Below are 12,901 nucleotides of genomic sequence, written 5' to 3' on the forward strand. Positions count from 1 at the left end.
AATGGAATAATGAACCAAATTGAACCTCTTATATTTGATAAAACATCGCCTGGCAGACGATGTTTTGTTTTTCCCGCTTGTGATGTTCCCGTCAAACCTATAACAGAGCTTCTTGCCCGGGATATGTTAAGGAAGAAAGAAACAAAACTGCCTGAGGTCTCAGAGATTGATGTTGTGCGGCATTTTACGAGACTCTCACAAATGAACTACTGTGTAGATACTAATTTTTATCCGTTGGGGTCCTGCACCATGAAATACAATCCCAAGACGAATGAAGAGGCAGCGCGGTTGGATGGTTTTACACAACTGCACCCCTATCAGTCTGTTGAGCAATGTCAGGGTATTTTAAAACTATTATATGACCTTGAGCAAATGCTCAAAGATATTTCCGGGATGTCGGCCTTCACATTGCAACCGGCAGCCGGGGCTCACGGCGAGCTAACCGGCATGTTGATCATTCGCGCCTATCTGGAAAAAAAGGGTGAGAAAAGGCGCAAGATTATCATTCCTGATTCAGCGCATGGCACAAACCCTGCATCTGCTGCTCTTTGTGGGTACGAAACAGAATCAATCCGGTCCCATGCAAATGGCCTTGTCGATATAAAAAAATTAAAAGAAATCTTTACCCAGGATACAGCGGCAATTATGATTACCAACCCTAACACCCTGGGTTTATTTGAGAAAGATATTTTGGAAATCTGTAAAATTGCCCATAATATGGGGGGGCTTGTTTATTGCGATGGGGCAAATATGAATGCACTGCTGGGCATTGCCAGGCCAGGAGATATGGGGGTAGACATCTTACACCTGAACCTTCACAAGACCTTTTCTACACCACACGGCGGAGGAGGGCCTGGCGCTGGTCCTATTGGTGTTACTGATGAATTAGCTTCTTTTTTACCTGTTCCAGGGATTAAAGCAGTGGATAAGTTAATTACAAAAAGCATCGGGAATGATGTGCAGAAAAAATATATTTTACATTATGACTATCCTGATTCAATAGGAAAGATTAGAGCATTTTATGGCCATATTGGTATGATGGTCAGGGCATATACCTATTTGTTATCGTTAGGAAAAGAGGGTGTTTGTAAGGTTGGTAAATACGCTGTTTTAAATGCTAATTATTTACGGTACAAGCTTGAAAAACAGTATGATATTCCTTACGGTAAAACGTGTATGCATGAATTTGTTATCTCTGCCACAAGGCAAAAGAAGAAGGGCATTTCAGCTTTGGATATTGCCAAGAAGCTGCTTGACTACGGCTTCCATGCCCCTACAATTTACTTCCCATTAATTGTGGAAGAGGCTATTATGATAGAACCTGCAGAAACGGAATCACGTGAGACATTAGATGCTTTTGCTGCTGCTATGATTCAGATAGCCTCAGATATCGAACAACAATCCGATGTAGTGCATAATTCACCGAAAACCACACCCATAAGCCGTCCTGATGAGGTTAAGGCTGCACGTGAACCAATCCTGCGATGGGATAAAAAATAAAGGAATGATTGATAGAGAGCTGATCATGTTAGGTTGAATTATGTATAGTATCTATTGATATGATTTTTCGGTACGCATATTTTTTAACCCGGAGCTTTTTATCGTAGATACCCAGAGATACAATATAGAGGAGAAAAAAAATAAATCCACAACCTATCATTCTCATATCCTGTGAATTTGGATAAATAAAATCAATTTTCTGACCTGCGAAACTGCCCATGAGCAAGCTAACGATAGGTAGAATAAAAAGTAATAGTATGCTTTTGTATGGAGAATATCCGGTTATCTGCAGGGTTACCTGCTGCCCTACACTTACCTGAGGAATTGTATCTACTTCTAAAAGGTTTCCTGTATTCTCTATACCCATACAAACACCGCAACTTTTGCACTTATTTGAATCGGGCTTTATTATTTCTACCGTTGCTCGATTTCCATGTATATATTTTATGATGCCTTTTTCAACGATTTGTTCCTGGCTAAACATATTCGTAACAAAAAATTAAGTTCCCTGAGAGGGTTGTGTTGGGGTTTTTGTTGCATTTCCAACCTTTTCCCTCATTAGTTTACCAACTTTGAATACCACGACATTTTTAGAAGGCACGAATGCTACTTCCCCGGTTCTCGGATTTCTGGCTTTTCTTGCGGCGCGCTGACGTATCTCGAAAACACCAAAATCACGCAGTTCAATACGATTGCCTTGTGCAAGTTCACTTATAATCTCATCCAAAAACATTTGTATTGTCTTTTTCACAATCATATGTGTGTTATTTGTCCTTCTGGCAATCTTTTCACATAGGTCCCTTTTTGTCGTCGTTTGCATTACAATTTCTCCTTTTATAACAATAGATGAGTAAGTGACAATTCCTGGAAGAATCCACGTGGATGGATCCGTAAGAAAGCTTAACATCACCTCCTTCGATAATAACAGAAAATTAGAAAAAACTTTCCTTATAGTCTTAACTAATCTCTAGGAATGATAGTTATGATTAATTTTGGACATATTATCAATTCAAAAGAATAATGTCAATACGATTTTAACACTTTTAGAACTCTAAATTTAAGATATATGTTATAGATTCATAATTCAATTGTTCTTTAAAATATCTTGACAGAACAGTGATAAATGTGCTATCGTAAAAACGCTGTTTTTTTCTTTTTGGCTGAAGATTGTAAGTCATAAAGATGCCCATAAACTTTAGTATTCATTGTATTGCAGGAGTATGTAATAAATTTTAAGGAGATAAACAACTATGAAGGTTAATATCAGGAAGAGTTCTATAAAACATAAAAGGATGTGTGGTTTCAGGAAGCGGATGCGAACTAAGGGTGGACGCGCGATCTTGAAAAGAAGAAGAAGGATTGGGAGAAGGCCGCTCCTTGATGTCTAGTTGTATAAAAAAAAGACCTTAATTATCCGATGAGATATTTAAGGTCTTTTTGATTGTTGCCAAACAGCTAATCGCTGATGATAATTGCCTCTACCGGACACTCTTCCGCTGCTTGTCTACAGGAATCTTGAATATCTGACGGTACGTCAGTGTCTTTCGTTTCAGCTATATCACCATTCATATAAAAAACTTCAGGACATGTTTGTGTACAAAGTTCACAACCTGTACAGATATCCGGATCTACTTTAGCACGCATGACTACCTCCTTTTTAAAATAAGTAGTAAAGAATTATCGTAAATGAAAAAACTGCTTACGTCTTCCATACCTCCCTTCTCGATCTGATTGTTATCTATATATTTTTAAAATTCAATAAAACTTCTTAAGGGGTAAAACCTGAGATATTATCCAGTTTAACACCTTGAACAGCCATTTCTGGCGCCAGTACAATTTCCTCTCCTCCCCAGACAATCGTTTGTTTTTTATCTTTTGATAGAGCAATGATATTATTGAGTATATCTTTTATATTACTATTGATCCTTACCGTGTTAGGTTGTAAAGGTTTAACAATTTTCCCTTTCTCTACCAGGTAGGAATCCGCAATGATTGTACTCGTAAAGTCTCCTGCGGCAAGACCATTAATAGGATAAGTATACCAAATTCTACCGATATAAACACCATTATGTATTTTTGAGAAGAGAGATTGCCTGTCTATTTCATCCTTACCTTCTATAACAATATTAGTTGGACATATCCTCGGTTGTATCGCATGACTTCTCCCGCCTTTATAATACCGGAATCCATTCCTCGGTATAAATGAAGTAAAGACATTTCCCAGCTTTTGAGAGAGATAATTATTTGCAAGAAAACCTACCAAAAATCCGTTATAAATAAGATTGGTTCTTCCCGTAGGAATTCCTTCACACGAGATTCTTTTACTACCGGCAGCGCCCTTTATCGTACCATCATCATAGACATTTAATAAGTCTGATGTAACCCTTTGTCCTAATTTTTTGAGGAAAGGTGTATCCGATACATTAACTGTTGAAAGACTTAAAGCAGGAATTATAATGTTTGTAAAGAGATCTGTCAAAGGTTGTCTTCCAAAAATAACGTTGTAAGTTCCTGATGATATCCTTTCTCCGCCAATAGTCTTTATTGCGCTTTCAGCCGATTCTTTTCCTGCCTCTTCGGGGTTAAAAGAGGGCATATGGGCGCTTGTTGTCCATCCTGTGCCTTTGACTCTTTCCTTCTCAATCATAGAGGTAATGTTTGTCGTAAGGATGGTAGACTCATCAAAGTCATCAATACCGTGTGTATTTGCGATAGCTACACGCTCTTTTATGATGGTGATATCGCCGCCGACTATGATGGATTTATTAAAATGCCCTTTGTTGAATTCTGTAAGCGCCCCTTTTAGTCCTTTCCAGCCTAAATCTACAATTGTTTCATCACTCATCTCCATTGCTGCCGGGTCGTGATAGTTTTCTAAGGTTGGTTTCCCTGCCGGTATGGGAAGAGATTTGAAATCGGGGTCATATATTCTATTTTTCCTTGCCTTTCGGAATGCTTCTCTAATGCCTTTTTGACTTATCGTGTTGGAAACACTGCCAAATCCTACCTTTATCCCCTTCCCTGCACGAAAAACAACCCATAAGCTAATACCATTCATTTGAGTTGATTTTGGCTCATGAACTCCATTGCAGGGGATATCAGATGTATAGTTTAATCGTACGGTGATATGTTCGTTCCATGATGCGAATATCTCTGCATCAATAACATCCTTTTGTTTTTTTACGAAATCCATCCCGTTACGTATGCATGTCCTCAGTTCTTCTATTGTTATCATAATTCCTGATGTCCTGTTAATCTTGCTTTGGAACGCAATGTTGGACTGCCGTTTCCAACACGCATTATTTGCATAGGCTGACCCTTTCCACAATGAGGGATGGGAAAGACTTCAAAATCATTTCCAACAGCATCGATATTCATTAAAAAGTCTTTTGAATCTGCCGTGATACCACCTTGCCGGTACAAGGTTGTAATCTGTCCATTTTTTATTTTGTATACCCTCTGAGATGATATACGGAAATTTTCCCGGGATTCGCTAATAGATGGAATCCGATGATTGACGATATAATATCCATCCCTGACTTCAGCAATTATCTCTGAGGGAGGGGTATCTCCGTTTGCAAAAACGGTATTGGTCATTCGTACAACAGGGACGTAATACGATTCTGTTGCTCTCATTGAGCCATTTGGAGGCTGGTTAAGAATTGCAGCCTGTTCACGTCCGTTCATAAACCCTTTGAATATCCCGTTCTCAATGAGATTTACCCGTTTACCGGGTGTTCCTTCCATATCGTATTTATAATGTCCATATCCATGTATAGATGGGTCAGAATATGCAGTTAAGAGTGGCGATGCAATCTGTTTCCCCAATTCATTATCATCAAAATCCCGGAATAGCCATGACCGTCCTGCGTATGCCGTTTCTAATTTCAGCGCCCTGTCAGCTTCGGTTGGATGCCCTACAATCTCATGGACGAGGAGCGCATTAAAATGTGGATTTGTCACCACGATAACCGGTTCGTCTGTAGCGGATAAAAATTCTGCATCGATAAGCTCCAGGGTCTCACGTGTCCGCAATAACGCAAATTCATCAAATGATTGCTGATAAACATTTTTATTTTTGAGAACTTCCCATCCGCGAAGGTCTCCTACATAATCATAACAGATTTCCGGAATACCGCCAACCTTTTGTGCTACTACAGAGACCACTCCCTGCGTAAGCGCATATGATTGGTCAATACAGGCGCCTTCAGTGCTACAAAAGAGCTCCCTGTTTATACCTGTTTGCACATAGGCATACGTATAGCGCACATCTTTGCTAATACTGCGCATATCTTGAGATGTTGTTGTGCACAGAGTAACGATATCTTTCAAGAGTACATTTCTGGGGTCCTCATCGAAGGTAGCATGAATGGTATCATTGCAGATGTCAATTTTAGCGAGATTTACTTCCCTTAATGAGGGGGCAAGAGATTGAAACTCTGCCTTTTTCTTTGCATTGGTAATAGCCCGTGCATATGCCGTATGCATTCCTAACGTGAGTCTTTTATGAATACTTTTCGGGTTAGATTCAGCCTCTCCCAGTTCCTGGCCGTAATATCCCCATGCAGTCATTTCACCAGCTAGCGCCCTGATTCCAAAAGAGATGGAGACATCTTCTCCCGCCCCTTTAGCCTTGCCGTCCTCAGCGCTTGCATGTTTCATCTCATTAATACCAATTCTAATATCGGCATATTTACAAGTGTGCAGCGAATCAGTCTGTTGAATGACCTTAGTAACCGTTTCCTGTAATGCATCTATGAGCGCAATTTTTATACGACTTGCGATAGGAATTCTCCTTATTAATAAAAATAACGGATCTAACTAGGATTTAGTATGATTTACAGAGATAGGCATTAAGTCCATGTCCGGAACCTCAGTGTTTGAGATTCTTCGGCTGTTTTGTCTTCAAAATGTATGGTAACACCAAAATGCTATTCGGGCAAAACGAGGAACTTAATTAATATTCAGGAATTTCAATTTGTAACTGCTTGTTCCCAAATTCTTCCCTATGTTCATGAGGGCATGGGGAAGAATTTGGGAATAAGCAAAGAAGTTGCTACTTATGGTAGCTTAATTTGATGTATAGGAATTTCAATTCCGTAGGGCAAACCTTTACAGGCTGTCCGAGAATTCAATCGACCCACAAATGCCAGACTAAATATTGTTATCATGCTAATATTTTGTCAGCATATAGTATAGAATTTGTCGTGTGAAAGCATTCTCGGACAGCCTTTTTAGGTTTGCTATCCTCATATACAATTCAGGCGGGGAAGCAAGGCTAAAGCCCTGCCCTACGTTTTGATAAAAGATAAAGGTTACCGAAGGCTTAATTTATATTTGTAAAATAGCAGAAAATGGCAGAATCTATTTAACAAAAAACTTCTAATCTTTTCCATAAAAATTTATACTTTGTAGGCGGAGTTGACCACATGCGGCATTGATATGATCACCCTTTTTCCTTCGTAAAGTGACAATAAGGCCGTGTTTTTTCAATATCTTACAAAACGTTTCAATTGCTTCTCGTGATGGAGGCTTGAAGTTGAATTCTTCGATGGGATTTAAGGGAAGAAGATTGATGTTGCATTGGATACCCTTGAGTAAACGGGCCAGTGATTCAGCATCTTGTCTGGATGCATTCATGCCATCAATTAAGATATATTCAAAACTGATATCTCTTCCGGTACTTTGAAAATATTCCTGAGTTGCAGCTATAATATTTTTAATACCAGTTTTTTTGTTCGATGGAATTATTTTAGACCGGGTAACATCATCTGGCGCGTGAAGGGATATTGCCAGATTTATCTGGAGTTCCTCTTGAGCCAATCGGTGTATACCACGAATATTTCCAACGGTTGAGATAGTGATGCGCCGTGCCCCAATTCCTAACCCCCATTTGGCATTTATGATCCTGATGGCCTTGATAACATTATCATAATTTGCAAGGGGTTCGCCTATACCCATAAAGACAATATTGGTAAGGCGTTCGTCAGGCGGAAGATGATTTTTAACATGAAGGGCTTGTTCAACAATTTCACCGGCGTTAAGGTTTCTTTCCAAACCGGGCATGCCGCTAGCGCAAAACCGGCAGGCCATCGCACAACCTACCTGAGTTGAAACGCATACGGTGATTCTTTTGCCTTCCCGTAATAAGACACACTCAATTTCATTCCCATCAGGTAAACGAACTAAGAATTTCTCTGTTCCATCTTTTGTTTGTGTAAGGGTATCGACTGTTGTTTGGAAGACCTGGCACTTTTCTGCAAGCTTCCTTCTCAGGTCTTTCGGCAGGTTAGACATCTGGTTAAAATCGGTTGCCCCTTTGTTATAAATCCAGGAAAGTATTTGTTTGGCCCTGTAAACAGGCTCTCCGATTGAGGCGCATACTGCCTCGAGTTCTGCCAAAGACATATTGGTAATTGAGGAAATTTCTGTTTTATACATGATATTTTTGATGGTAAAGACGTAGAGTTACGCATTTCTCCTGAGACAGGCCGTGGTAATGTTGATTTTTCTATAATATTCGATTTTTAATAAATTATACATATATGAGTATGTACTATCAATACAATACATAATACAATATTACCCCTTCGGGGTTATTGGTTTATGGTTTTGTTCATTATCGATAAACATGACAGCCATTCAGGCTTGGATTATTGTAATTAATAGTTGAAACCGAACGGCATATGATGGAGAAGAAGTGTGTGTTTATTAAGTCGTTTGAGAATGCACAAAGTCAGATGAAGTGTGAAAACCGTAAGGGTATTGACCATCAAGATGAAGTTCCTGTGACCTCAGGTCAATCGCATTAAATTTAGCCAATAGGGCATTGCCTTATATGCATGAAATTAACATTTGAAGTTTTGCAATGCCTTCCGGACGGGGTTGCCCGGACAAACTCTGTCCCCGTATGTCTTGAACAGGGATGGGATTTGTCCGTGCCTGTTTGAATGCACACAGGGATAGGGAAGGGAAAACACTGATAAACAGAGTTTGTCAGCGCCACCCAAAACGGGCTGAACAATTCCCACTTTGATGCAATTGCCCTGTTTGTTACTCCTATTTCTCTAATCTCATTTTGATACGTTTGCCCTGCTTGCGACCTTTACAGTATCTGCGGCGAGTTCAACTGGCGCTGAAATTCCTTGCTGATACTGGGATGGAGCAGTGTGTATGGTAAATGTTGTGTAAGGAATTTCCCACCCAAATTTATTGCAGGTGTCCAATGCTAATTTTTGAATAATTCGGGAAAGTTTATTATAATCTTTTGCAACTCGTCCCGAAAAATCTGCAAAAATTACATAGTTGAGAGATGAATCGCCTATTTCGCTAAATTCCACAGTAAACTTGATCATATCATTTCCATAACCTTCGTTTATAAGCCCTGCTTCTATCATTTCTCTCAGTTTCTCAGGAATTTCTGTAGTACTTATTGACTGATATTGATAATCAATACCAAAGGTAACATTAACGCGGAAATTCTTAGAAATATTGGTTGGATTTTGATTCAAAAATTCCTCTGTACGATACGTCTTATAACTGCCACCGCCGATCATAAGTTGTACAACCTCGGGAGTCTGCGTAATCACCCTGCCCATTGTCCCATCTGCCAGAAGAACGCAATCGTTTTCTTTACAAGGAAACCAGGGTTCATCCGGATGGTATGGGCGAGATCTGATATCTTTAAGATCTCGTATGGGAATCCTGAGCATTCCTCCCTTCAATTCCGGATTGACCAGGTGGGTAGAGAGGTGTAACGAAACCACCTTCCATGGAAGGCCATTGTAAATTACGCGCTCATTTTCCTTTACAGTTCCCAGGTTTAATAAAAGGGCGCCTTGTTCATAGAAACGAGGAAGGGTTTGTTTTGCTGCCCAAATAAGCCCTAAAATAAAAATGAATGCAATACCTAAAAGGACCCAATCGCCGCAAACATACAATACGAGCAACAACGCCCCCGTGGCGCCGACAAAAGTGAGTATATAATATAGCACTTCTGCAAGACGAATGTAAAATGAACTCGCTACCGTTCTATGAATAAAACTGCCTCTATAAATGTTACGATGAATATAACGAAGCAAAAAGAATACAAAAAGGAATGCAAATACGGCTAAGATAAAATTTCTCCCCCGACTTTTGAAAAATACCTGTACGACATTTTTGCTCGATTCAAGAAAAGATTTCCTTTCACTCAATTTATCAGCCAATTGGTATTTTGACACGGTAAGCTGGCTTGAAATTTGTCTTCCTTTATTGTACCAGTCGGTTTCAAGGCCAACGAGTTGAGTTTTCAGATTTTCGCTTTTCACTTGAGCGGCAAGATTATGGATATTTTCTATGGCATTTTTTATCAGGAAAATTTGTTTTTCGTAGTAAGCCACTTGTGTTCGCAGATTTTCGATTAACCGGGGGCGGGCGGTCAAGCTTTTCAAGTCATTAATAATCGGTCCTATCAGGGTTTGGATTTCCTCCTTCCAATCGAAACGTTTTTGTGGCTTTGTATAAAACGTTCCTAAATCCAGCCCGGTTGCAATTTCCTCAAAATTTACCTTGAGAGCTCCCAACCGTTCATTCAGTTTATCAATTTCTTTTGATATTTCTGATCTCTCTTCGTGTGTTTCCGCCACATGGAGTTTCGCTTTTTTGTCTTCAATTTCTTTCCCTAATTCCACAATCACCTGAACAATATCAGTAAGGGCGTCTACGGTATTTACCTCTTCTGTGGCAACCAGTTTACCGGCAACAGGGAGTTCCCGGTTTTCCGTTTGCCCACACACTGGATGATTCTTCAAAAAAAAGAAAGACAAAATGACGATAAAAAGCGCAATAAGACCTGCCTTCATTTTCATCGTATATTTACATAGCCTCCATTATTGAATACCGTGATAACAATTTCTTTTGCATTAAATTAATAAAAAAGAAAAGTTATGAAAACTGAGCGGATAAGACCTCAATATAATCTATACTTCCACAAGCACATGTTGTCTGCATAATAAAACTTTCGCGCAAGTATAGCTTATTTAAACGAACACTCAAGAAGAAATTTTTACATCATAATCCATTGGATATAGTACCTTTTCTATCTTGGATCTGAGTGGAAGTCACATCTCAAATTATTTCTTCAAGTTATTATCTTATCATTCAGGGAATAATCGAGAAGATATGTTACTCTCTTTGCACGAACAGAGTTAAGATAGATATACTGGGAAAGCAGGACAAGATATTCATTTTGCAAGGTATTCCAGAAATTTTTCCCTGTTTCGTTTATCTATAAAAATATTTTCACGGTATTTCGTCGATTAATAACATAATAATACGCATTCCCAATAACGAAATATTTTAGTCCGTTTGTAGTTTCGTTACGGTACCATTATCATAATTTGTTACCCAAATATTAGTACCGTCAAATATGATTCCCATTGGATTAAAACCTACTGAGTATGTGCCAAGTAAGACTCCGTCATGTGCCCTTAGCTTCATCACATTGTTGCTGCCAGAATTTGTTACCCATATGTTTTTTCCATCAAAAGCTACTCCATATGGGTAGATGCCTGCACAATAAGAGCCAAGCACACTTCCATCACTTGCCCTTAACTTTATCACATTATTGCCGCTGCGATTTGTTACCCATATATTGCTTCCATCAGAAGCAATCCCATAGGGATAGAAGTTCATGGCATAACGGCCCAGTATAACGCCATCGCTTGCCCTCAGCTTTACCACATTATTGCTGTTAGCATTTGTCACCCAGATATGAGATCCATCAAAGGTTATACCCCTTGGATTGGCGCCAACAGCATAAGTGCCAAGCGTAACTCCATCACTCGCCCGCAATTTTGATATGGTACCACTTCCAGAATTTGTTACCCAAATGTTGACTCCATCACAAACAACCGCATATGGATAGAAACCGACACCATAAGTACCACGCATAGACCCATCACTTGCCTTCAACTTTGTTACACTATTGTTGCTAGCATTTGCTACCCAGATATTAGCGCCGTCAAAAGCTATCCCTCGGGGGTTAAAGCCTACAGCATAGGTTCCAAGGAGAGTTCCATCATTTGCCCTTAGCTTCGAGATGCTATCACTGCCATAATTAGTAACCCAGATATTGGTACCGTCAAAAGCCAACCCATAGGGGTTAAAACCTACCATGAAGGTAAGGCTACGTGAGGCTGTATCATACCAGCATAAAGTATTCTTTTGAAGTGTATGAAACCGTGTGATAACGAATCCTTCTATAAATTTATTGCACGAATCCCCTATCGATATAGCAGAAGTGGATAATATGAATACCACACCCCAAAAAATACTTAAAATATTAAGAGGCCCTCTCATTGCTTCATCCTCCCGTCATAATACCATGCATAATATTCATAAAAGATGGATAAATCTAAAGTCGCTCGTGAATTATCTCGTTTGCTGAGTCGTGGTAAGCAATTATTCCCTGTTTATAAATTTGCCATAAATCTTCATGCATGTATATCGCGGCTTTTATAGTCCCTATCCGGCTTGTTACTCCGCTTATCGTAATATGTTTAATACCCTTGAAAGAAATAATATACTTTAATAATATCCACAATCTGTTGTCTTCTGATATCAGCATGCCTTCGAATCCGCAGTAAATGATAATACAAATATTATAATAGTTCAACGCTAAGTTTACAATTGGTAACTTGCCATAAGGAGTCATATCATCTGTAAAATCTTGTATCTCAGGTCCAGAAGATATCAGTATGTGGTGCGGTACCGATTTTAAAGCTACATGGTTTTCTATATCGCGATCTTTCCGTAAAGGAGATATCATAAGTACCTGAACATAAATATTTGCATGCTGAAAACCCCTGTATACAAAGATACATGCACAAAAATTTGTGGTCAGGCGCTTATCTAAAGATTGTCTACTATCTTTAAATAAGCTTTTGTCAATTGTAAATCAGACGCTGTTGGTTTGAACGCCCAAACAACACCGTAATTATTTTCGCATGGTTTTTTTAATCCCGAAGGGATGTAATTATTATAGCATATCGATACGCAATTATTTTCTAACCCCGAAGGGGTGATATATTTTCATTATTGCCGTTGTATATCATCCCTTCGGGATTTTCTCTTCAGCCAATAATTTTTAACCCCAATGGATTTTACTCTTATAAGTACCGGGACATAAATTTTTGCGTACTGAAAACCCTTGTATGCAAAGATACATGCACAAAAATTTGTTGTCAGGTACTTACATTATCAGAGTGCAGACCAGCTATTCGCAGCGATGTAGCAATTGTAGCACCTGTTTATTAACTGCAAACGGCTTTGTTGCACAAATCCGATAAAAAAGCAGTTTTTCCCTGTAGTATGCAATTTATGAGATCGCATAACTTTCCGGCATTCCTAATTTCATCAT

11 protein-coding genes are annotated in these 12,901 nt (G+C 39.1%); 2 read left to right on the forward strand and 9 right to left on the reverse strand.

The annotated features are described in order from the left end of the window. Positions 1–9 precede the first annotated feature (9 nt). The gene (gene gcvPB / locus FBQ94_RS12500) at positions 10–1,500 is read left to right on the forward strand and encodes an aminomethyl-transferring glycine dehydrogenase subunit GcvPB (RefSeq protein ID WP_007220110.1); all 1,491 of its coding nucleotides are present in this window, start codon (positions 10–12) and stop codon (positions 1,498–1,500) included. 28 nt (positions 1,501–1,528) lie between these two features. On the opposite strand, the gene FBQ94_RS12505 is transcribed toward gcvPB, so the two are convergent. Continuing rightward, on the reverse strand, positions 1,529–1,984 hold the full coding sequence (locus FBQ94_RS12505; protein WP_007220109.1) for a SoxR reducing system RseC family protein: 456 nt from the start codon (positions 1,982–1,984) through the stop codon (positions 1,529–1,531). Positions 1,985–1,999: 15 nt separating this feature from the next. Next, positions 2,000–2,320 (reverse strand): HU family DNA-binding protein, encoded by a 321-nt coding sequence (locus FBQ94_RS12510; RefSeq protein ID WP_007220108.1) that lies wholly within the window; start codon positions 2,318–2,320, stop codon positions 2,000–2,002. Between the two features lie 430 nt (positions 2,321–2,750). Here FBQ94_RS12510 and FBQ94_RS12515 point away from each other — a divergent pair, with 430 nt between their 5' ends. Beyond that, entirely contained in the window at positions 2,751–2,888 is a 138-nt protein-coding gene (locus FBQ94_RS12515) for a large ribosomal subunit protein bL34 (RefSeq protein ID WP_007220107.1), read from the forward strand. 67 nt (positions 2,889–2,955) lie between these two features. On the opposite strand, the gene FBQ94_RS12520 is transcribed toward FBQ94_RS12515, so the two are convergent. From FBQ94_RS12520 to FBQ94_RS12550, 7 genes are all read right to left on the reverse strand, one after another. Continuing rightward, on the reverse strand, positions 2,956–3,144 hold the full coding sequence (locus tag FBQ94_RS12520; protein WP_007220106.1) for a ferredoxin: 189 nt from the start codon (positions 3,142–3,144) through the stop codon (positions 2,956–2,958). Between the two features lie 124 nt (positions 3,145–3,268). Continuing rightward, the gene (locus FBQ94_RS12525; protein WP_007220105.1) at positions 3,269–4,735 is read right to left on the reverse strand and encodes a TldD/PmbA family protein; all 1,467 of its coding nucleotides are present in this window, start codon (positions 4,733–4,735) and stop codon (positions 3,269–3,271) included. Beyond that, positions 4,732–6,162: a TldD/PmbA family protein gene (locus FBQ94_RS12530; protein WP_007220104.1), complete on the reverse strand. Its 1,431-nt coding sequence runs from the start codon at positions 6,160–6,162 to the stop codon at positions 4,732–4,734. The genes FBQ94_RS12525 and FBQ94_RS12530 overlap by 4 nt, the downstream gene beginning before the upstream one ends. 720 nt (positions 6,163–6,882) lie before the next feature. Further along, complete coding sequence (rlmN, locus tag FBQ94_RS12535; RefSeq protein WP_007220102.1) at positions 6,883–7,941, reverse strand: dual-specificity RNA methyltransferase RlmN; 1,059 nt, start codon at positions 7,939–7,941, stop codon at positions 6,883–6,885. Positions 7,942–8,573: 632 nt separating this feature from the next. Then, positions 8,574–10,349, reverse strand: a complete 1,776-nt coding sequence (locus FBQ94_RS12540; RefSeq protein ID WP_007220101.1) for a hypothetical protein — start codon at positions 10,347–10,349, stop codon at positions 8,574–8,576. A 490-nt stretch (positions 10,350–10,839) separates the two neighbouring features. Next, positions 10,840–11,841, reverse strand: coding sequence for a Vgb family protein (locus FBQ94_RS12545; RefSeq protein WP_007220100.1), 1,002 nt, complete (start codon positions 11,839–11,841; stop codon positions 10,840–10,842). Positions 11,842–11,896: 55 nt separating this feature from the next. Beyond that, positions 11,897–12,310, reverse strand: coding sequence for a hypothetical protein (locus FBQ94_RS12550; protein WP_040543143.1), 414 nt, complete (start codon positions 12,308–12,310; stop codon positions 11,897–11,899). Positions 12,311–12,901 lie beyond the last annotated feature (591 nt).

It is taken from the genome of Candidatus Jettenia sp. AMX1, assembly GCF_030263775.1.
Classification (GTDB): Bacteria; Planctomycetota; Brocadiia; order Brocadiales; family Brocadiaceae; genus Jettenia; species Jettenia caeni.